32 protein-coding genes and 1 tRNA gene are annotated in these 16,631 nt (G+C 61.2%); 18 read left to right on the forward strand and 15 right to left on the reverse strand.

The genetic code is table 11. The features are described 5' to 3' along the window. The 15 genes from AC3G88_RS28475 to AC3G88_RS28545 all read right to left on the reverse strand — a co-directional run. A partial coding sequence (locus AC3G88_RS28475) for a hypothetical protein (protein ID WP_488894372.1) occupies nucleotides 1-937 on the reverse strand: 937 nt, incomplete at its 3' end. Beyond that, a complete protein-coding gene (locus AC3G88_RS28480; RefSeq protein WP_488894373.1) occupies nucleotides 934-1,182 on the reverse strand; it encodes a hypothetical protein in 249 nt (82 codons plus the stop codon). The genes AC3G88_RS28480 and AC3G88_RS28475, both read right to left, overlap by 4 nt. A 3-nt stretch (nucleotides 1,183-1,185) precedes the next feature. Then, nucleotides 1,186-1,341, reverse strand: a complete 156-nt coding sequence (locus AC3G88_RS28485) for a helix-turn-helix domain-containing protein (protein ID WP_488894374.1) — start codon at nucleotides 1,339-1,341, stop codon at nucleotides 1,186-1,188. Nucleotides 1,342-1,358: 17 nt separating this feature from the next. Next, a complete protein-coding gene (locus tag AC3G88_RS28490; protein WP_488894375.1) occupies nucleotides 1,359-1,709 on the reverse strand; it encodes a hypothetical protein in 351 nt (116 codons plus the stop codon). A gap of 4 nt (nucleotides 1,710-1,713) precedes the next feature. Beyond that, complete coding sequence (locus AC3G88_RS28495; protein ID WP_488894376.1) at nucleotides 1,714-2,229, reverse strand: hypothetical protein; 516 nt, start codon at nucleotides 2,227-2,229, stop codon at nucleotides 1,714-1,716. Between the two features lie 27 nt (nucleotides 2,230-2,256). Then, a complete protein-coding gene (locus AC3G88_RS28500) occupies nucleotides 2,257-3,900 on the reverse strand; it encodes a YqaJ viral recombinase family protein (RefSeq protein WP_488894377.1) in 1,644 nt (547 codons plus the stop codon). Then, nucleotides 3,900-4,373, reverse strand: a complete 474-nt coding sequence (locus tag AC3G88_RS28505) for an HNH endonuclease signature motif containing protein (RefSeq protein WP_488894378.1) — start codon at nucleotides 4,371-4,373, stop codon at nucleotides 3,900-3,902. Before AC3G88_RS28505 ends, AC3G88_RS28500 begins: the two co-directional genes overlap by 1 nt. Further along, on the reverse strand, nucleotides 4,373-5,200 hold the full coding sequence (locus tag AC3G88_RS28510) for an ERF family protein (RefSeq protein WP_488894379.1): 828 nt from the start codon (nucleotides 5,198-5,200) through the stop codon (nucleotides 4,373-4,375). The genes AC3G88_RS28505 and AC3G88_RS28510 overlap by 1 nt, the downstream gene beginning before the upstream one ends. A gap of 26 nt (nucleotides 5,201-5,226) precedes the next feature. Further along, complete coding sequence (locus AC3G88_RS28515) at nucleotides 5,227-5,508, reverse strand: KTSC domain-containing protein (protein WP_488894380.1); 282 nt, start codon at nucleotides 5,506-5,508, stop codon at nucleotides 5,227-5,229. A 223-nt stretch (nucleotides 5,509-5,731) separates the two neighbouring features. Then, nucleotides 5,732-6,004 (reverse strand): hypothetical protein, encoded by a 273-nt coding sequence (locus AC3G88_RS28520; RefSeq protein ID WP_488894381.1) that lies wholly within the window; start codon nucleotides 6,002-6,004, stop codon nucleotides 5,732-5,734. After that, nucleotides 6,001-6,246: a hypothetical protein gene (locus AC3G88_RS28525; RefSeq protein ID WP_488894382.1), complete on the reverse strand. Its 246-nt coding sequence runs from the start codon at nucleotides 6,244-6,246 to the stop codon at nucleotides 6,001-6,003. The genes AC3G88_RS28520 and AC3G88_RS28525 overlap by 4 nt, the downstream gene beginning before the upstream one ends. Continuing rightward, nucleotides 6,243-6,545, reverse strand: a complete 303-nt coding sequence (locus tag AC3G88_RS28530) for a hypothetical protein (RefSeq protein ID WP_488894383.1) — start codon at nucleotides 6,543-6,545, stop codon at nucleotides 6,243-6,245. Before AC3G88_RS28530 ends, AC3G88_RS28525 begins: the two co-directional genes overlap by 4 nt. A gap of 4 nt (nucleotides 6,546-6,549) precedes the next feature. Beyond that, nucleotides 6,550-6,798, reverse strand: coding sequence for a hypothetical protein (locus AC3G88_RS28535; RefSeq protein ID WP_488894384.1), 249 nt, complete (start codon nucleotides 6,796-6,798; stop codon nucleotides 6,550-6,552). A 131-nt stretch (nucleotides 6,799-6,929) separates the two neighbouring features. Beyond that, the gene (locus AC3G88_RS28540; RefSeq protein ID WP_488894385.1) at nucleotides 6,930-7,298 is read right to left on the reverse strand and encodes a hypothetical protein; all 369 of its coding nucleotides are present in this window, start codon (nucleotides 7,296-7,298) and stop codon (nucleotides 6,930-6,932) included. 1 nt (nucleotide 7,299) lies between these two features. Further along, a complete protein-coding gene (locus AC3G88_RS28545; RefSeq protein ID WP_488894386.1) occupies nucleotides 7,300-8,019 on the reverse strand; it encodes an XRE family transcriptional regulator in 720 nt (239 codons plus the stop codon). Nucleotides 8,020-8,127: 108 nt separating this feature from the next. Here AC3G88_RS28545 and AC3G88_RS28550 point away from each other — a divergent pair, with 108 nt between their 5' ends. The 18 genes from AC3G88_RS28550 (at nucleotide 8,128) to AC3G88_RS28635 (ending at nucleotide 16,627) form a co-directional block, all read left to right on the forward strand. Then, the gene (locus tag AC3G88_RS28550; RefSeq protein ID WP_488894387.1) at nucleotides 8,128-8,367 is read left to right on the forward strand and encodes a transcriptional regulator; all 240 of its coding nucleotides are present in this window, start codon (nucleotides 8,128-8,130) and stop codon (nucleotides 8,365-8,367) included. Nucleotides 8,368-8,386: 19 nt separating this feature from the next. Further along, on the forward strand, nucleotides 8,387-8,617 hold the full coding sequence (locus AC3G88_RS28555; protein ID WP_488894388.1) for a YdaS family helix-turn-helix protein: 231 nt from the start codon (nucleotides 8,387-8,389) through the stop codon (nucleotides 8,615-8,617). A 17-nt stretch (nucleotides 8,618-8,634) separates the two neighbouring features. Continuing rightward, nucleotides 8,635-8,868: a hypothetical protein gene (locus tag AC3G88_RS28560; protein ID WP_488894389.1), complete on the forward strand. Its 234-nt coding sequence runs from the start codon at nucleotides 8,635-8,637 to the stop codon at nucleotides 8,866-8,868. Then, nucleotides 8,865-9,068: a hypothetical protein gene (locus tag AC3G88_RS28565; RefSeq protein ID WP_488894390.1), complete on the forward strand. Its 204-nt coding sequence runs from the start codon at nucleotides 8,865-8,867 to the stop codon at nucleotides 9,066-9,068. The genes AC3G88_RS28560 and AC3G88_RS28565 overlap by 4 nt, the downstream gene beginning before the upstream one ends. A 16-nt stretch (nucleotides 9,069-9,084) precedes the next feature. Beyond that, nucleotides 9,085-9,258: a hypothetical protein gene (locus tag AC3G88_RS28570; RefSeq protein WP_488894391.1), complete on the forward strand. Its 174-nt coding sequence runs from the start codon at nucleotides 9,085-9,087 to the stop codon at nucleotides 9,256-9,258. Next, nucleotides 9,255-10,196, forward strand: a complete 942-nt coding sequence (locus AC3G88_RS28575) for a YdaU family protein (RefSeq protein WP_488894392.1) — start codon at nucleotides 9,255-9,257, stop codon at nucleotides 10,194-10,196. Before AC3G88_RS28570 ends, AC3G88_RS28575 begins: the two co-directional genes overlap by 4 nt. After that, the gene (gene dnaB, locus AC3G88_RS28580) at nucleotides 10,193-11,584 is read left to right on the forward strand and encodes a replicative DNA helicase (protein ID WP_488894393.1); all 1,392 of its coding nucleotides are present in this window, start codon (nucleotides 10,193-10,195) and stop codon (nucleotides 11,582-11,584) included. The genes AC3G88_RS28575 and dnaB overlap by 4 nt, the downstream gene beginning before the upstream one ends. A 7-nt stretch (nucleotides 11,585-11,591) precedes the next feature. Next, a complete protein-coding gene (locus AC3G88_RS28585; protein ID WP_488894394.1) occupies nucleotides 11,592-12,209 on the forward strand; it encodes a polynucleotidyl transferase in 618 nt (205 codons plus the stop codon). A gap of 110 nt (nucleotides 12,210-12,319) precedes the next feature. Next, the gene (locus AC3G88_RS28590; protein WP_488894395.1) at nucleotides 12,320-12,742 is read left to right on the forward strand and encodes a recombination protein NinB; all 423 of its coding nucleotides are present in this window, start codon (nucleotides 12,320-12,322) and stop codon (nucleotides 12,740-12,742) included. A gap of 8 nt (nucleotides 12,743-12,750) precedes the next feature. After that, nucleotides 12,751-12,918, forward strand: coding sequence for a hypothetical protein (locus AC3G88_RS28595; protein WP_488894396.1), 168 nt, complete (start codon nucleotides 12,751-12,753; stop codon nucleotides 12,916-12,918). A gap of 20 nt (nucleotides 12,919-12,938) precedes the next feature. Next, nucleotides 12,939-13,265 carry a hypothetical protein gene (locus AC3G88_RS28600; protein ID WP_488894397.1) on the forward strand — a complete coding sequence of 109 codons (327 nt, stop codon included), beginning with the start codon at nucleotides 12,939-12,941 and terminating at the stop codon, nucleotides 13,263-13,265. 14 nt (nucleotides 13,266-13,279) lie between these two features. Continuing rightward, complete coding sequence (locus tag AC3G88_RS28605) at nucleotides 13,280-13,510, forward strand: hypothetical protein (RefSeq protein WP_488894398.1); 231 nt, start codon at nucleotides 13,280-13,282, stop codon at nucleotides 13,508-13,510. A 3-nt stretch (nucleotides 13,511-13,513) separates the two neighbouring features. Then, on the forward strand, nucleotides 13,514-13,732 hold the full coding sequence (locus AC3G88_RS28610; protein WP_488894399.1) for a hypothetical protein: 219 nt from the start codon (nucleotides 13,514-13,516) through the stop codon (nucleotides 13,730-13,732). A gap of 172 nt (nucleotides 13,733-13,904) precedes the next feature. Then, nucleotides 13,905-14,180 carry a hypothetical protein gene (locus AC3G88_RS28615; RefSeq protein WP_488894400.1) on the forward strand — a complete coding sequence of 92 codons (276 nt, stop codon included), beginning with the start codon at nucleotides 13,905-13,907 and terminating at the stop codon, nucleotides 14,178-14,180. 11 nt (nucleotides 14,181-14,191) lie between these two features. Then, entirely contained in the window at nucleotides 14,192-14,629 is a 438-nt protein-coding gene (locus AC3G88_RS28620) for a hypothetical protein (protein ID WP_488894401.1), read from the forward strand. Between the two features lie 91 nt (nucleotides 14,630-14,720). Continuing rightward, nucleotides 14,721-14,798 (forward strand) — tRNA-Asp (locus AC3G88_RS28625). Between the two features lie 220 nt (nucleotides 14,799-15,018). Continuing rightward, a complete protein-coding gene (locus tag AC3G88_RS28630) occupies nucleotides 15,019-15,348 on the forward strand; it encodes a hypothetical protein (protein WP_488894402.1) in 330 nt (109 codons plus the stop codon). Then, nucleotides 15,314-16,627, forward strand: a complete 1,314-nt coding sequence (locus tag AC3G88_RS28635) for a phage terminase large subunit (protein WP_488894403.1) — start codon at nucleotides 15,314-15,316, stop codon at nucleotides 16,625-16,627. Before AC3G88_RS28630 ends, AC3G88_RS28635 begins: the two co-directional genes overlap by 35 nt. The last annotated feature ends 4 nt before the right edge of the window (nucleotides 16,628-16,631 follow it).

A 16,631-nucleotide genomic window follows, 5' to 3' on the forward strand; every position in this document is an offset into this window, starting at 1 on the left:
AGAAGCGCAAGGCATCCAGCAACCCAGCAGGCACCGCCCACGCATCGGCCTGTACCTGCTGGGATGCGCGGGCTTGGACGACGCGCCAGCCATGCTGCTCGTAGCCAAGTAACCCTTCCACCGTTGGCTTGTATCCATCGATACGCGCCCACGCCTTAACGCAACTCGACTCGGTGGCAACGACACGCCCGTTCGGATCAATCAGATTCCACGCCTCGCGCTCATCCTGCTGCGCCACCTGCGGCTCCCCACGACTCACCGGCAACTGTTCGATGGCTTCACGCCAGCCGTTCAGGAAGTCTTTCTTCTTGGGCGCATCCTGCTGCGCCGATGCGGCGGGAGCGATCTGATAGCCGTAACCGCAGGTGTCGCAAATCATGTGCGTATGCACAGGCCCAGTGAACACCGCGCCCATCGGCTTTCCGCAATGCGTCTTGTCGCTCGCCTTTTTCACCACCGTCACCTGATGCGCCATGAGATATTCGATGCTTCCATCGTTGTTCGTGCGGTAGAAGCCGATGCCCAAATGGTCAACATCGGATTGCACATCACGCATAACCATTTCGCGGTCTGCTTGCGTTTGCACCCCCGCGCCCATTTCCCCAGGCTGGCGAGGGGCGGCGAGGCCAGTTCGGATAGCCACGGCGATTTCATCGGCGATGTCGGCCTTCTTGTCGTCGTCAACGTCATCCAGCAGGCCGGATCGGTCCTCGAGATTTGCCATGATCTGGAGCGCGATACGCATCGCGCCTTCATCCGTCAGCCCATCCCCCGCTGGGAGCTGAGCCAGTTCAGCGCGAGCCATCCATGCGCGGCGCATTTCATGCCAGACGTGCATCTCGTGATATTCCCCAACGAATGTCTCGTTGTAGAGTTGCTGCTCTGCGCGTTTCTGATCTTCTGTCAGCGCCCCTCGCGCGTCGTTGTCGTTCGTCATGCTGCTTGCTCCTGTGTTGCCCGCTCGCGCTGCAGATCATTGTCTGCCGTGTCGCCAGCGGGAAAGAATGCGTTCAGTGCTTGGACGTGCGCGCCATGGATGCGCTCGCGGTCCTCGTACTTCTTGGCGGGGCCGTACTTTCCATCCTTCCGGCAGGCCGCTGCGTGCTTCTGGGCCCGGCAGAACGCGCGCCAGTGGTACAGCCGCACCGGGCGCAGCAGGTCGAGGGCTTCGGATTCGGTCATAGATCAGTCCTCCAGGCCGCAAAGCCAATCCAGAGAGCAATCAAGGACGCGCGCTATCTGGAGCAGGCTTTTCATTGCAGGCTGGCGCTCGCCGTTCTCGTACTTGTTCAGCATCGTCCGGTCCAGCCCTGTGCGTTCCGCAAACTTGACCTGAGACATGCCGCGCTCTTTGCGGGCTATTCGGAGCCGTTCACAGAACACGGTGTCCATGTAGCACCTTCGTTAAATCGTTGGATCTCGCCGGCCATGTTGCCCAGCTGCACCCAGCGGCCAAGCTTCTGGTCCGGGCTCGCTGCGGCGGCAGCCACCAGCGCGGCGATGATCACGCGGGCCTGTAACAGCTCCGTCGACGCCACCGCATGGGCGGTACGCAGCGTCTCGACCGCGGTGTGCAGGTCGTGAACTTCGGCACGCAGCTGGGCGTTCGTACGCTCCAGGCTGACAGACTTCATAGCCATGTCTGCCACGTCATCGTTCAGACGGCGGTCAGCACGGCTCATGCGGGCGATGTCGACGGAGTAGTTCATGGCGTTATGCGGCGAGCAGGTCGCCCTGTGCGTTGTCTGCTTCCACCAGGCTGATGTGGACCTCCTTCTTCTCCAGCTTGATCAGCTCGTCGAAGCTGTTGTCGCCCAGCAGCGCCTGCACCTGGAGTTCGATCGTGACCGTGCCGCCTTCCATGGGGTGGATTACGAACTTGCCTACCTTGGCCTCGGCGAATACCAGGTTGTTCTTTTCCTCGACACGGTGGTGGACGATCAGCACCATGTCTTCGTAGCGATCGCGCCACTTCAGCGGCTCGATCTTCGGGTTCTTGACGTTCGGCAGGTAGTCGGGATCGCGCACAACCTGGCCTTGCACGGTCTCGTCGAGCCAGAACAGCGAGGCCTTCAGAGAAGGCGAGAACTGCGCCAGTACGTCGTTCGGTGCCGTGTAGATCAGCTTGATGTCGACGGCCGGCACGTCATCGGTGCCGTGCTTCTCCTGGCGGTGCTGCGCGTGCGCGATCTTGACGAGCTTCTGTTGGAAAGTCAGCTTCGTGGTCATTGGTAATGGCTCCGGTAGTGTGAAAGGTCAGGCTGCGGAGAAATCCATTTCGCAGATCCAGCCGACTACCTGCTCTTCGGTGGCTTCGAAATGGCTGACCAGCGCGGCGATGATCTGCGCGTCAGTCGGGCGGGGTGCCTTGGCGGGCTTGGCCGGCTTGCGCACGGCAGGGGGCTCTACGGGCAACGCACGCTCTTCGTAGACCGGGGCAGGGGCAGGGGCGGGCGCAGCGGCCCGTTCTGCGCGTTCTGCGGCCTCTTGCGCGGCTTTCTCAGCGGCGACCTTGGCGGCTGCTTCGCGTTCGGCCTTGGCCTGCTCTTCGCGCCGGATGCGCTCGCGCGTCGCTTCTTCCTCGCGCTGCTTGTCCAGCTTGTGCTTCTCGATGCGGTTCGAAACCGTCATCTTGATGTCGTCGAGCTGGCGCGTGCAGAGCCCTTGCCGGTCGGCAAACAGGAACTCAAAGCCCTTGATCGCTTCGTCCAGATAGGCAACGTTGGCGCGCAGGCGCTTGGCGGAAGAGTCGGCGTCGATCTTGGCGTTGGCCAGCATGGTTTCCACGGCGTCGCGGATGCTCGCCACCGACCGCTTGCCCTTGGCGGCGCCGGCAAAGTCCGGCATGCCCAGATCCACCCAGACGCCGCCGGTCTCTTCCTTCAACGCCTGCACGTGCTCGGTGTAAGCGGTGCGACCGGCCCGGATCAGCCCTTCCTTGATCTCGATCTTGCGCTGATCAACCAGCTTGGCCAGTTCCAAGCGCGTGCTTCGCGCGATGGTCTTGATGTCATCGACCGTGCGGAATACCTCGTCGACAGACTCCATCTGCGACTGCACGTGTTGCTTGGCGGCGTCCAGGCGCGACTCGACGTCGCTGCACCACTTCACGATTTTCTCGGCGTCAGCGAAGTCCTGATCGGTCTGCAGGTCGCGGTTGATGCCGCCGAAGACCTCCACGGCATGCTCGCGGAAGGCTTGCAGGTTGCTTGCCGTGACCTGGCCGCGCACCTCGATGCGCAGGGCCGGTAGCGTTTCGGGCGTGCGGCCCTCGGGCTTGATCTCGACCACTTCGGGCTGGTAGGCGGCCAGATCCTTCTCGAACTGGCGCCAGGCGGCAAGAATCTCGGCGCGCAGTTCCATGTCCGGGTAGTACCAGCAGCGGCGCACGTCGTCGCCGGTTCGATCGGCCGCCACGAAGAGAATGCGCTCGCAGCCCGACACCATGCACTGCTGTTCCATCTGCACGCGGTAGTGCTTGGGCAGGGCGCGGCCATCATTAGATTCGATCCCGCCGAGTGCGCTCAGAACGGCGCGCAGATCGTCGTTGATGGTCTTCACTTCGAGGCCAGTGTCTTCCAGCATCGTCAGGCCATCGAAGGACGCCGACAGTTCCAGACCGTCGACCTCTTCACTGCCGACAACCGGGAACAGGTCTTCGCCCACGATCAGTTCAGCGCCCTCGCGCTGGGCGTCTTCGATCGCGTGTCCATCATCGAAGCGACGCTGCGTCACCGCATCGACTTCCGGGCGAACACCTGTATGTCGGACTCGCAGAAGCTCTGAACGAGTGACGTAAGGCGAGCAGCCAAGAACAGCCGGGGCATCGGAGGCATTACGTGCGGTAGCGCGGTGAGCATGCCATTCGGGGCTACCTTGCTGGAACTGGAGAATTTTCATCAGATATTCCTTCCGTTGTTTGGGTGGAATCCGTACATCACCTCTGCAGCTTTCCGTGCTGCCACGGCGGACTCCAAGTCTGGGAAATGGCCCACGTAGTTGCCGGCACACGCGACGGCAAAGCCGGACTTGTGGTGGTTGACGCCTGGTGTTCCGGTACGGTTGTTTTTTTGCAGTCGTGAGTTGCGCTGATTACCTGAGCGTGTGGTGACCCGGAGATTTGCGATTCGGTTGTTCAGACCGTTACCGTCGATATGGTCAATACACATCCCGTCAGGAATGGGACCGTTTGCCATCTCCCATACGATGCGATGCACGTAGTAACGCTTGCCTTTGAGAACCACCGTGCGGTAGCGGCCATCCTGGCGAACATTGCCCGCTTCACGGCCGACGTCAGTCTTGTGGCATCGCCGAGTCTTCCACGTGAGTGTCCCGGTCGATGGGTCATATGCGAAGAACTCGGACCAGTTCACTATTCGTTCCCCCAGCTATCAATCGTTAGCTGCTGTTCTTCGGACATGCGCACGCCCTTGGATTCGACGGTGGCGATGATCTGTGCCGGGGTCTTCTTTTTGCTGATGACCATTTCGCGCCAAGCGGCCTTGTTGGCGTCAAAGCGGGCCTCCGGGTAGTACTCGGGCTCGGCCTGGCGCTGCGGTTGGGAAGGCTGCTGGGGGGCGTTGTCGGACGCACCATCGTTGCCGTCGTCGTCAGCGCCCTGCGTGGCCATGCCGATGGCGGAAAGCAGGGTGTAGCGCTGCAGGTAGGTCACAGTCGAGCCGGCCTGCTGGATGGCGTTCTTGTTGCCGGTAGCGTCAAGCGGCCCTTCCATCGTCACCTTCTTGAAGTGCCCCATGGAGTGGGTCACCACGCAGTCGACGACGATCTTCCCGGACTGCTGATGGACGTCCCAGTCGAACGTCAGGCCGTGCTTTGCCATGGCCGGGCCCACCGCGTTGGTGACGTCCGACAGTTCGGCATGCCAGTAGTTGGTGACGCCCTTCTGGCTCTGGAAGTAGACCTGCTTGTTCTTCAGGATCTTGACCGGCTCGGCCTTGAAAGCGGCCATGGCAGCAACGAATGCCTTGCGCGCCTCGTTTGCTTCCCAGCGTTCCTGCAGGTCCATCAGCTTGCCGAGATAGTCCAGATCGGCGCCTTTCTCGACAGCGATGCGCAGGAGGTCGCCAGGCGTGACCGTGGCGGCAATAGCGCCCGACAGGCGGTGCGCGGGCAGTGCCGCGGCGCGCGGCTGGGTGGCAGCTTCGACGTCGATTACGTCTTCAGCGACAGCGGTGGACATAGCGTGGTTCTCCAGGGGATGCGGGATCAGGCTTCGGTCGCTGCCGGTGCGCCTTCGATCTTGGTGTACGGGTACTTCTTGTCGTACGGCTTGATGTGCGACTTGAAGTGCGAGCCGATCGACTCAGCGTCACGGAAAGCAGCGAACTCTTCGGCCGGGAAGTTGCTGTAGTGGTAGAGCGATGACGGGCCTTGCGTCTTGTAGTCGCGGAAGCGGATGGCCAGGGTCTCGGTCGGCGAGTCATGGCCGATGCTGTGAATCTGCGACGATTCGACGGTCTGCATATCAATGGCAGGGGTGTTTTCCATGTTGTTCTCCAGAGGTCAGGCAAGGACGATCTGAGCGATCGCATAGACAGAGACGTAGCCCAGCGCCACCAGCGTGAGACGCGAAAGCCAACGGTTGTTACGGGAAATGGCGACGTCGTTACGCGGAAGCATCACGACACCCACCCGTAGAAGAGCACCACACCCAGCGCGATCAGCGGAACAGTGGCGTAGATGGCCAGAGCGATAAGAAAGGCATAGAACTTCACGATTGCACCTCACGGGCGGCCAGCATGGCGTCTGCGTACTCGTAGGCGAACTTTGCGAGGCGAGGCACGGCCTTCTTGCCGCAGTTCTCAGGGTCCTTACCCGGCTGGCTGATCATTGCTGCCAGCGCCTTCGCCGCGAAGTAGTCGCGCAGGGTCATGCCGTCTCGCCAGACCTCAACTTCGCGCATGCCAAAGTGGCTGAACTGGCCATGGATTTCCTTGTGCATGCTAGGGAATGCGGGACCACCGGTCTTGATCTGCTCGGTCATGCTCGCCTCCCAATGCGGCGTTCGGTCTTGGCCGCCGATTCCAGATTGCCCAGCAGCAGGCCCGCGTAGAGCATCACCGCTTCCTTGTCGATGCCGTTCCAGACCGTGCGCTTCTCGGCCGCAGCCAGATAGTTCGACAGCAGCAGACGAGCGTTCGGGCTCTTCTTGATCTGGTCGAGGAAGGCGATCTCGCCGTCAGTGCCGTACGAGCTCGGAACTTCCTTTGCGAAGTAATTGCTCATGCTTGCTCCCCGTTGGCTTTGGCGATGGCGGAAACCGCTGCATCGTGTGCCTTAGAGCGGGCCACGCACCACGAGGCCAAGCCAGGATGCGCATCGTTATCCAGCGCCACGATCTTCTGGAGGGCTTCGAGCAGTTCCGGTGCGGCGGCGATCAGGCGGGTATTCTCAAGAACTTCGATTTCATCCCGGCATGATCGATTGCATGAACAATCTGCTATCGGATGAATGTGACAATCATCAATCGCATACACATAGTTGCCATCAGTCGTCCATGGCCCCGGCGTGAATTTCGTGTCCATGGCGTCAGTCCGCGGCGTAGTAGCGGAACGTCACGATGTACGCGCCGTCTTCCACGCGCTGCGACACAACGGCCGGCGAGCGGTACGGGTCGATCTGCGACATGCGCTCGTTCGCCGCGAAGTTCACGGCAACGCGGTCAGCACCGCGGCATTCGAACTCGCGAATGCGGCCGTAGCGGGTCTGGGCGAAGGTGACTTCAGGCTTCGGAAGAGGAACGAAGCGGCAGGCTTGGGGATGGGTGGCGGTATGCACGCTGTAACTCGCAGTTGTGGTTACGACAACTGCAGGTTACAACATGGATTTCTGCTTTGCAACTGCTAGTTGCAATAAAGCAAGAAAAAAAGCCCGCTAGGCGGGCTGGGTAACTTTCGGTAGTTTGCCGCTCAGGGATACGGGCGCGTGAACCGGACAGGGTATGCCGGTGCAATCACCTCTTGCTGGACCACGACAGGCTGAACCACTTGCGGACGAGAGCCGTTGAGAAGGTATGCACCAGCTGCCGCCATCGCTGCACTGTTCGCGCTATTAGAAGCGTTCCGGTTGCTTCTTTCGTTGAAGATATCGGCGAACTGCGAACAGTTCTCTCCGCGCTTGCTCAGTTCGTCGATACCCACCGCCACTCCTTTAGCGGGCTGCGTAGGGGAACCCATCTTGTCGCAGATTTCAAAGCTACTCATCTTACTGGCCTGCTCCGGCGTCAGGGCGCAGCCAGAAAGCGCCAGGACGGCACCAACGATAACAATTGCTCTCATTTCAACCCCCTTGTCGGTAGACGAATTCCCCGTAGATTTTGAGCAGCGAGCCTTGGGCCGGCTCAATCCGCTCATCCGGATACTTGCTTTTGTCCGGGTTCAGGCTCTCCAGCACCCAGGCTCCTCCGATCTCTCGGCGGAGCTGTTTGATTCGTAGCCCATCCGGGTGATCGATAAGGAAAATCTTCCCGCTCCGGGGTTCAGTCTTCGACTTGTCGAAGATCGCTATGTCCCCGTCCACAATGAAATTTGCCATGCTGTTGCCGTCAGCATAGATGGCGACTGCGTTTTCGGGCTTCAAACCGTACTTTTTGAAGAACCCGACTTCCTTTACCAGGTGTCCTTTCGGCATTTGCTCATAGTTGAGGAAGCCACCGCCACATGAGCCTTTTGCTTCCCAGTACGGTATGCGGTCGACTTCCAGGTCCGTGTCTCCGTCTGCCTCTACTCGGAGAGTCTTCAGGGCCAAATCTATCGTTTCGTCATAGTTGAGCGTCAGGAACGATGGCAACAGCTCCCGGGGGCTAATACCCAGAGCCCCAGCCAGAAGCGGGATCTTTGTCGGACGGGGCGTAGAGGACCCGCCCTCCCATTTCTGGACGGCTTGGGGCGAAACGCCGACGGCTCGGGCAAGTTCCGATTGGTTCATGCCTTTTGCCTCGCGTGCCGACGCAATGATTTGGCCTATCTCGGCCTGCTTCTCAGACTTCTTGTCGCTCATAGCCGGAATTCTACAAACCGAAGTTGTAAGCGGCACTGCAAGACTCAGTTGCAATTCTTCGGGCATTGTTGTAACTTTCAGTTGTATTGAATTTCCCGCGAGCGAGATATGACCCCGGAAGAGCTGAAAAAGGCAGTCGAAGATGCAGGCGGCCAGTCAGAAGTGGCACGCAAGATCGGCTGCACATCTCAAGCCGTTTCGAAGTGGTGCAACACCGGAGAAGTGCCTCTGAAACGCCTTCTGGCCTTTGAAAAGGCGACTGGCATTCGCCGTCAGCAGCTTTACCCAGAGCTTTTCAACACCAAGGCTCAGCGCCGCAAAGTCGCTACCGAGCCAGTCGCTGCGTAACTCCCCAACGGAGCAAGGAATGAGCAAAGACAACGTCGCTAAGCGAGCCGTTATGGCAGCCGGCGGAGCTCCCGCCGTCGCCCGCCTATTCGGTATCACTCGCATCGCGGTTTATGAATGGATCGAAAAGAACCGCGTGCCGGCCGTGCGCTGTCCCGCACTAGAACGCGCGGGCAAGAGCGCCGTCCTCTGCGAGGAAATCCGTCCCGACGTGGACTGGGCCTTCTTGCGGCCCACCACCGCAGCCTGACCCGGAGCAATCCAGCCATGACAAGAAAAATCCTGCGGGCACCGGCGCGCAACACGGTCAAGAGCGGTCTTGACGACGAAGAGTACGAAGCAGTTCTGCTCTTCATGAGCAAGTTCGACATCGAGAGTGAGGCAGCGGCTTTGCGTCGCATCGTTCGTTCCTTTCTGTTTGGCATGGTTGGCACTGTGCCTGCCTCTCTCCAGGCTGTCTCGGCCAATTCGGACCAAAAAGGTCCACGGATTTCCGCATGAGCGAGTACGTCGAAGCACTCGCGCTGCTGCCTGCTGATGAAGCGCGAGATCTGGCTGTAAGGGCGGCAAAGCAAGGCGTGGCAACGCCTGAATGGATTGGATTCCTGGTGCTGCTGAGCGCCTACGGCCCGATGCATCCCGAAGTTGTCGCCTTCATGGAGCGGTCGAATGTGGGCCAACTTGGTCCACGAATTGGGTAGGGAAGAGGGGACAACCATGGACGCACTTCAGGCACTGAAGGCGCAGCGCGCCTATGTCGACGAGCTGCTGCATCGGATTACCGTTGCCGAGTCACGTGCCATCCGCGTCCAACTGTGTGCCGAGACGAAACGCGAGATCGGCACGCTGGAACAAATGCTCGCGGCGCTTGCATCCGGGACGCAGCAATGAATTATTACGAGCACCACATTGGCGACTACGACGAGGCCACGTCGCATCTGACGGCCTGCGAAGACGGCATCTACAGCCGTCTGATCCGCAAGTATTACTCCACCGAGAAGCCCCTGCCTAACGACATCCCGGCGATTCAACGCCTGGTCCGCGCACGCACCCGCGAAGAAAAAAACGCGGTGGTAGCCGTGCTCGAAGAATTTTTTGTTCTCGAAGATGACGGCTGGCATCAGAAAAGGTGCGACGCCGATCTGTCGAAATTTCTGGCCAACGAGCCGGAGCGTGAGCTGAAGAAGGTGAACGAGGACAATCGGCTGAAACGCCACAGGGAAGAGCGTTCCAGGCTGTTTAAGGCCCTGACAGATGCTGGTTTGCATGCCCCTTGGAACATCAGCATGGGGGAGTTGCGGGACATGGTTTCGAAGCTATCTGCAACGGCGCCTGAAACGCGTTTGCAGCCGTTACCTGAAACGGCACCTGCAACGCCTGCAACGGCTACCCAGACACCAGACACCACTACCCATACACCAGATATACCTACAACTACTCCTGACGGAGTAGTCGTCGACAGCCCTGCTGCCGACCTGTTCCTTGCCCACTCGACCGAGAAGCCTGAAAAGCCCGGCAAGCCTGACTGCCCGCATCAGGCCATCGTGGCGCTGTACCACGAGCTTTTGCCCACTTGCCCGACTATCCGGGACTGGACCCCGACCCGGGCACAAGCCCTGCGAACGCGCTGGAACGAGGACCCGAAACGGCAAGAGCTGGGCTACTGGCGCAAGTTTTTCGAGTACGTCGGCCAGTCCGCATTCCTGACTGGCCGCATTGAAGGCCGCGATGGCCGCAAGCCCTTCGTTGCCGATCTCGAATGGATGCTGAAGGCATCGAACTTCACAAAGATCCGCGAAGGCAAGTACCACGAGGGAGAGGCCGCATGAACGCCCCCTACGAACTCCCGCAGCCCCGCGCGCTGCACAGCGACGAGGCAGAGCAGGCTGTCCTTGGCGGCCTGTTGCTCGACAACGATGCTGTCGATCGGATCAACGGACTGGACGTCGCGCACTTCTGGCGCGATGACCACCGCGTCGTGTTCTCGGCAATCGTGCGTCTGGTGTCGGCCAACAAGCCGGCCGACGTGATCACGGTTTTCGAGATGCTGCAGGCGCAAGGCGTTGCAGAGCGCGTAGGCGGTCTGCCGTACCTGAACGCTTTGGCGCAGAACACGCCCAGCGCGGCGAACGTCGCTCGGTACGCTGAGATCGTGCGTGACCGCGCGTTACTGCGCGAGACGGCTTCCGCTGCTCGCAAGGTGCTGGAACTGGTCGAGACTCCGAGCGCGATGAAAGGCGCTGAGATCGTCGACAAGGCACAGGGGCTGCTGGCCCAGCTGGCACAGACCGGCGTGCGCACCGGCCCGAAGATGCTCTACGACCTGATGACCGAGTTCGTCGAGAAGGTCGATGCGCGCTACCACCGCGGCGTGCCGCCGGGCGTCTCTACCGGGCTGAAATCGCTGGATCGCGCTCTGAACGGCGGATTCCATGGCGGCAACCTGGTGATCGTTGCCGGACGCCCGTCGATGGGCAAGACCGCTCTGACGACAGACATCGGGCTGAACATGGCCGACGCCGGCCGCAGCGTGCTGCTCGACTCGATGGAAATGTCGGATCAGGAAATCATCGCCCGGGCGGTAGCTAATCGAGGCGGCATCAGCCTGTCGTCGCTGCTGAGCGGTCGCATGGCTGACAGCGACTGGCCGCGCATGACGCACGCGGTCCAGAACATCGGCGACATGCGCTTCGCCATCGATGACACGCCGGCAATGTCGCTGCTGGAAGTCCGCACCAAAGCCAAGGCGCACAAGCGGAAGTGGGGTCTGGACGCGCTGATCGTCGACTACCTGGGCCTGATGTCCGGCGGTGAAGAAAAGATGCGCACCCAGCAGATCGGCGCCTATTCGCGTGGCCTGAAGGCCCTGGCCAAGGAACTGGACATTCCGGTGATCGCCCTGGCACAGCTGAGCCGGAAGAACGAAGACCGCCCGGACAAGAAGCCGATCCTCTCCGACCTGCGCGACTCGGGCGACATCGAGCAAGACGCCGACGTTGTGATGTTCGTTCACCGCCCGGAAATGTACGACCCGAACAACGAAGACCTGAAGGGCTACGCCGAAGTGCTGATCCGTAAGAACCGGAACGGCGCGCTGTCGGACGTGCCACTGCTCTACCGCGGCGCGGTGACGAAGTTCGAAGAATGGACCGGCCCGCTGCCCATGCTGAGCCATGGGCCGGCGGTACGTAAGCGCGGCCTGGCCGCTGATCTGTGAGCCAAAAATGACCGACTTTTTCGACACCGTGACGAAGGCAGACAAGCCTGCCATGCCGACACCGGATCTCAGCCTGCTGGAGCACAACGCGCTGTTCCAGAAGCTGAAGAGGGATGCCGAAGCGCCGGGCGAAGCGGCTGCGCCAACCTGCAACGCCAACGTTCTGGCGCTCGACATCGGCACGCAAATGGGCTGGGCGCTTGGCCTGCGCGACGGCAAGAGCGACAGCGGCAGCGAGTCGTTCGCCGCTCGCAAGCACGACGGCGCCGGCCAGCGATGGCTCAAGTTCGTGGCGTTCCTGAGCGAGAAGCAGCGCCAGGCGGGCGAGCTCCAAGCCGTCTACTACGAGTCGGTCATGGCCCACGGCACGAAGGGGCAGCCCAACGTTGTCGCGGCGCACGTCTATGGCGGATTCCTCGCGCACCTCGAAGCATGGGCTGACCGCAACCGCGTCCGTCTGGTGCCGGTGTCGGTCGGGACCATTAAGAAAAGCTGGACTGGCAATGGCCGTGCCGACAAGGCAGCCATGATTGCCGAGGCGCGCCGCCGTGGCATCAAGGTCATCGACGACAACCATTGCGATGCGCGGGCGCTGCTCGACTACGCGCAGAAGGAGGAAGCATGAACACCGACAAGGAATGGAACGGCTACTGCATCCGCTGCGGCGGCATTGGTCACCGCTCGTCGAGCTGCACCCGCTGGACCGGTGTCCGTCTGGCCCGCCCGGAGTAAGACATGGCCACGCCGATCTATAAGGAGTTCGTCCTGAAGAACGGCGGTATCTGGCCGTTCGTGGTGGCCTTCGTCAAGCAGCACGCCAAGCAGTGCCTGGAGCGCGGCGAGCCGCTGCGACTCACGATCACGTCGGAAGAGAAGCGCCGCACCAGCGAGGCCAACCGCTACTACTGGGGCGTGGTGCTGCGCGACATCTCGGAACAGGCGTGGGTAGGCGACCGCCAGTACGACAAGGACACCTGGCACGAGCATTACGCAGACCTCTTCGGCGTGAAGATCGAAAGGCGTATGCCGGATGGAAGATTGATCCTGCTGCGCAAGTCCACATCAGATTACTCAGTCGGGGAATTCAGCGAGTACCTGACGAAAGTGCAGGCCAACGCCGCCAATGAACACGGCGTCAGCTTTGAAACGGTCCACTAGGAGAGGCCATGTTCTTCCCATCCCGCCGCGGCAAGTCGCGCTTCCCGCAAATCTGGTCGAGCGCCAAGCGCGCCGCGCTACGCCTGCCGCATCAAGGCGCCAAAGAGTCGGCCAAGCGCTACGCCGAGTTCAAGAACCCGCACACCGGCCACGTCACTGTGGGCCGGATCTACTGAAGTAACTAAAAGGAGCATCGATGTACAACACCGCGCAATCGCAAATGTCGGCCCTTGGTTGTCAAGGAACCTTGTCCGGTCCTCAATACGGCGCCGAGGTGCGCCAACCCGAGGTTCTGCAACAGATCGACAGCCTCATTCGCGAGGTTGGCGAACTCGAAGGCTATGTCAGCGGCATTGAAGAAAAGTTCTCCCCCGTACTGCAGCACAGCAGTCCTGATGCCGTTGGCAATCAAGCCTCCACCCCTTATCACACGGCTCTCGGCGGTCAGCTTGGCGAAATTGGCGACCGCATCCGTCGCGCGCGCCATCGCCTGGAAAGCGTTCTGCAACGCGCCGAGATCTAACCCCGGAGGCCGCCATGTCCGACCTGCAATCCATCTTCGCCATCATGGCCGTCTTCCTGCTGCTGGGGGTCTTGGGCTGGCTGCTGGTCCGTGGCGGCCTTCCCGGCGAGCGAGAGCCGGAAGACACCCAGACCAATGCCTACCTCGACGCGCTGGAGCGCCAGGCGCGCGACCACGACGGCGAGACAACACCCGGCCGGTACCAGTGGAAGAACGCCGGCGCTAAGGCGCCGCACGCGGAGTGAGATATGAGCAGATTCAATTTCGCGGCGAAAGATCCGGGCTCGATCGAGTTCACCATGACGGCGACTCTCACGCTGGCCGAGTGGCGGAAGATACAAGCCGTGTTGGAGCCGCGGCACTACGGGCCAACCGGAATGCTGGACGACGCAATTACCAACATGGTGCGGCAGGCTCAGGAAGCCTACGGATACACACCGGTCACGCCACTGGAGGGCGGGGAATGAGCCCACTTTTCTGGCCGGCCCTGTTCTGGCTCATCTGGTGGAGGGGAATGTGAAGAATCTGGCGTTTGTCCTGTTGGCCGGCATGGGGATGGTAGGGTTGTACTTCAAGGTCGAGTACAGCGGATGGGTGCTACTGGTGGCGTTGCTCGGCATTCTGTGAAAGGGGGGCTTGATGCAGTCGAAGAACAAGGCCAAGCCGACCTCAGCCGAGTCGCGGCACATCGAGCGGATCAAGTCGATGGGCTGCGGCTGTTGCGAGGTGGTGGCCGGTCCGAGCGAGGCACACGAGATCGAGCAAGGCATGTGGTGGACCTCGATTCCGCTGTGCCCGGACTGTCACCGCGGCGCCTTCAATGGCATCCACGGCCAAAAGCGCATCTGGAAGGCGCTGAAGAAAGACGAAATGTCGGTATTGAACGACACCATCCGGCTTCTGATGGAAGATTGACGGGGAACGACATGGTTTATACGGCCACACCACCAAAGAAGGCAGAGCGGAAGTCGGCGCTGGACAGCTACGAGTTCGACGCGCTCGACGATCTGCTGTTCGACTGGTTCTGCCGGGAACAGGGATACCAGGCGGTCGAAGGCTATGCCCGGTCGGATGCCGCATGCAAGCGGTCGGCCAGCTCTGACCAGTGGCGCACGTCCGACGAGGTGATTGACGACCGGATCGAGGCATACGTGATGCCGGCGATCTCTGAAGCGGTTGACGAACTGGACGGGGACCATCGGCTGGCAATCCTGATCGAGCAGCGCAACAGGGCCAGCGCAAAGGTCTGGATCAACCCGCGCGCCAAGCACAACCAGCCGCAGGCTTATCGGGCGGCCAAGGCGGCCATTGCACCCATCCTGAGGCGCAAGGGTGTTGTGTGGGATTCCGAACTGGCCTTGTAAACCACAGAAAGTTCGCCTAGAATCCGCAGCCAGAGGCCAGAGGTGCCTCTAAAGACAGCCCGGTAGCTTAAAAGCGCCGGGCTTTTTCTTTGGGCGATTGGTCCAGATGGCCTAGGACACCGGCCTGTCACGCCGGAGATCACGGGTTCGAATCCCGTATCGCTCGCCATTAACAAGGGAAAGGCTGGTCGGTGTGGTAGCCGCGGTTCAGCTATCGAGAGGGAGTCAATAGCCCATCAGCCTCTCAGCACTGGTCGATTAGCCTACGGTGCGTTGGTTCGAATCCAAACGCCAGCCTTTCCCTTCCCCTTATCTTCCAACCCGGCCGAGCGCCGGGTTTTTCATTTCTGAGGCGACCAACCCGCTTGGATGTGGGAGTCGACTGAGCCATGGCCACAGTTAAAGAAACGGCGAAGAAACCGAGGAAGAACAACCTCAAAGGTGCCGGACCGGGCCGGCCAAAGGGCGTGCCGAACAAGACCACGCGCGAGGCGAAGCAGATCATCGCCGGGGCCGCGGAGATCCTTGGCGGTGCTGAAGGCCTGGCAGCCTGGGCGAAGCGCAGCCAGATCAACCAGCGGGCATTCTGGACGTCGATCTACCCGAAGCTGCTACCGCTCCAGGTAACGGGCGAAGGCGGCGGCCCGCTGAAGACTGTTGCCCGGATCGAACTGGTTGCACTAAGTGGCAACACAGACGGCGCAGATAGCGCTTCCTGAAAAGCTGATCCCGGTATTCACCGGGCCGGCTGACGTTCGGGGGGCGTATGGCGGGCGCGGCTCGGGCAAGACTCGCAGCTTCGCCAAGATGCTTGCGGTGCGTGGGTACATGTTTGGGCAGGCTGGCGTCTCCGGGTTCCTGCTCTGCGGCCGGCAGTTCATGAACTCGCTGGACGATTCCTCGCTGGAAGAGTGCAAGCGGGCGATTGAGGACGAGCCCTGGCTGGCCGCCTACTACGAGATCGGCGACAAGTACATCAAGAGCCGAGACGGGCGCATTGCCTTCGCCTTCTCCGGGCTGGATCGGAACATCGCTTCGATCAAGTCCAAGGGCCGAATCCTGATCTGCTGGGTGGACGAAGCCGAGCCGGTCACGGACAGCGCCTGGTCGACGCTGATCCCGACGCTTCGGGAAGAGGGCGACGGCTGGAACACCGAACTCTGGGTCACCTGGAACCCGAAGCGAAAGATAGCGCCGGTCGAGAAGCGGTTTCGGTTCGCCAATGACCCTCTGATCAAGGTTGTCCAGCTCAACTGGAAGGACAACCCGAAATTCCCGGCCAAGCTGGAGCGCGAGCGTCAGCGGGATCTGAAGGAACGCCCGGAGCAATACGACCACGTGTGGGGCGGCGGTTACGTGACCACGCTGGAAGGCGCCTACTTCGCCAGCCACCTGCAGCGTGCTAAGGACGAAGGCCGGATTGGCTTCTTCCCGGCTGACCCGCTGATGACCATTCGTCTGGTGTGCGACATAGGCGGCACCGGCGCGCGGGCTGATGCCTTTGCCATCTGGGCCAAGCAGTTCATTGGGCGTGAGATCCGGGTGGTGAACTACTACGAGGCCGTCGGCCAGCCGATCGAGGCGCACATTGACTGGTGCCGTCGCCAGGGCTATGAGCCGGGCCGCGCGCAGTTCTGGCTTCCGCACGACGGATCGACGCAGGACAAGGTGTTTGACGTGTCCTACGAATCAGCCCTGAAGGCGGCCGGCTACGAGGTGACGGTGGTGCCGAATCAGGGCAAGGGCGCAGCGATGGCGCGCATCGAGCGCGTGCGGACGCTGTTCCCCCAGATCCGCTTTCACGAGGAAACGACCGAGGCCGGCCGTGCCGCGCTGGGCTGGTACCACGAGAAGCGCGATCAGGAACGCGGCATCGGCCTAGGGCCGGAACACGACTGGGCCAGCCACGGCTCCGATGCATTCGGGCTGGGCTGCGTCATCTGGGAGGAACCGAGGGTATCGGCGCCTCTCGCCTATCAAGAAACGGGGATCGTATAGTGGC

Source organism: Cupriavidus sp. 86D6 (genome assembly GCF_057815095.1).

What these genes read in the sequence shown, in the direction of transcription:
- AC3G88_RS28480 (WP_488894373.1), bottom strand. Translation starts at nt 1,182, where the DNA reads ATGACCGAATCCGAAGCCCTCGACCTGCTGCGCCCGGTGCGGCTGTAC.
- AC3G88_RS28485 (WP_488894374.1), bottom strand. Translation starts at nt 1,341, where the DNA reads ATGTCTCAGGTCAAGTTTGCGGAACGCACAGGGCTGGACCGGACGATG.
- AC3G88_RS28490 (WP_488894375.1), bottom strand. Translation starts at nt 1,709, where the DNA reads ATGAACTACTCCGTCGACATCGCCCGCATGAGCCGTGCTGACCGCCGT.
- AC3G88_RS28495 (WP_488894376.1), bottom strand. Translation starts at nt 2,229, where the DNA reads ATGACCACGAAGCTGACTTTCCAACAGAAGCTCGTCAAGATCGCGCAC.
- AC3G88_RS28500 (WP_488894377.1), bottom strand. Translation starts at nt 3,900, where the DNA reads ATGAAAATTCTCCAGTTCCAGCAAGGTAGCCCCGAATGGCATGCTCAC.
- AC3G88_RS28510 (WP_488894379.1), bottom strand. Translation starts at nt 5,200, where the DNA reads ATGTCCACCGCTGTCGCTGAAGACGTAATCGACGTCGAAGCTGCCACC.
- AC3G88_RS28515 (WP_488894380.1), bottom strand. Translation starts at nt 5,508, where the DNA reads ATGGAAAACACCCCTGCCATTGATATGCAGACCGTCGAATCGTCGCAG.
- AC3G88_RS28520 (WP_488894381.1), bottom strand. Translation starts at nt 6,004, where the DNA reads ATGACCGAGCAGATCAAGACCGGTGGTCCCGCATTCCCTAGCATGCAC.
- AC3G88_RS28525 (WP_488894382.1), bottom strand. Translation starts at nt 6,246, where the DNA reads ATGAGCAATTACTTCGCAAAGGAAGTTCCGAGCTCGTACGGCACTGAC.
- AC3G88_RS28530 (WP_488894383.1), bottom strand. Translation starts at nt 6,545, where the DNA reads ATGGACACGAAATTCACGCCGGGGCCATGGACGACTGATGGCAACTAT.
- AC3G88_RS28540 (WP_488894385.1), bottom strand. Translation starts at nt 7,298, where the DNA reads ATGAGAGCAATTGTTATCGTTGGTGCCGTCCTGGCGCTTTCTGGCTGC.
- AC3G88_RS28545 (WP_488894386.1), bottom strand. Translation starts at nt 8,019, where the DNA reads ATGAGCGACAAGAAGTCTGAGAAGCAGGCCGAGATAGGCCAAATCATT.
- AC3G88_RS28550 (WP_488894387.1), top strand. Translation starts at nt 8,128, where the DNA reads ATGACCCCGGAAGAGCTGAAAAAGGCAGTCGAAGATGCAGGCGGCCAG.
- AC3G88_RS28555 (WP_488894388.1), top strand. Translation starts at nt 8,387, where the DNA reads ATGAGCAAAGACAACGTCGCTAAGCGAGCCGTTATGGCAGCCGGCGGA.
- AC3G88_RS28560 (WP_488894389.1), top strand. Translation starts at nt 8,635, where the DNA reads ATGACAAGAAAAATCCTGCGGGCACCGGCGCGCAACACGGTCAAGAGC.
- AC3G88_RS28565 (WP_488894390.1), top strand. Translation starts at nt 8,865, where the DNA reads ATGAGCGAGTACGTCGAAGCACTCGCGCTGCTGCCTGCTGATGAAGCG.
- AC3G88_RS28570 (WP_488894391.1), top strand. Translation starts at nt 9,085, where the DNA reads ATGGACGCACTTCAGGCACTGAAGGCGCAGCGCGCCTATGTCGACGAG.
- AC3G88_RS28575 (WP_488894392.1), top strand. Translation starts at nt 9,255, where the DNA reads ATGAATTATTACGAGCACCACATTGGCGACTACGACGAGGCCACGTCG.
- dnaB (WP_488894393.1), top strand. Translation starts at nt 10,193, where the DNA reads ATGAACGCCCCCTACGAACTCCCGCAGCCCCGCGCGCTGCACAGCGAC.
- AC3G88_RS28585 (WP_488894394.1), top strand. Translation starts at nt 11,592, where the DNA reads ATGACCGACTTTTTCGACACCGTGACGAAGGCAGACAAGCCTGCCATG.
- AC3G88_RS28590 (WP_488894395.1), top strand. Translation starts at nt 12,320, where the DNA reads ATGGCCACGCCGATCTATAAGGAGTTCGTCCTGAAGAACGGCGGTATC.
- AC3G88_RS28595 (WP_488894396.1), top strand. Translation starts at nt 12,751, where the DNA reads ATGTTCTTCCCATCCCGCCGCGGCAAGTCGCGCTTCCCGCAAATCTGG.
- AC3G88_RS28600 (WP_488894397.1), top strand. Translation starts at nt 12,939, where the DNA reads ATGTACAACACCGCGCAATCGCAAATGTCGGCCCTTGGTTGTCAAGGA.
- AC3G88_RS28605 (WP_488894398.1), top strand. Translation starts at nt 13,280, where the DNA reads ATGTCCGACCTGCAATCCATCTTCGCCATCATGGCCGTCTTCCTGCTG.
- AC3G88_RS28610 (WP_488894399.1), top strand. Translation starts at nt 13,514, where the DNA reads ATGAGCAGATTCAATTTCGCGGCGAAAGATCCGGGCTCGATCGAGTTC.
- AC3G88_RS28615 (WP_488894400.1), top strand. Translation starts at nt 13,905, where the DNA reads ATGCAGTCGAAGAACAAGGCCAAGCCGACCTCAGCCGAGTCGCGGCAC.
- AC3G88_RS28620 (WP_488894401.1), top strand. Translation starts at nt 14,192, where the DNA reads ATGGTTTATACGGCCACACCACCAAAGAAGGCAGAGCGGAAGTCGGCG.
- AC3G88_RS28630 (WP_488894402.1), top strand. Translation starts at nt 15,019, where the DNA reads ATGGCCACAGTTAAAGAAACGGCGAAGAAACCGAGGAAGAACAACCTC.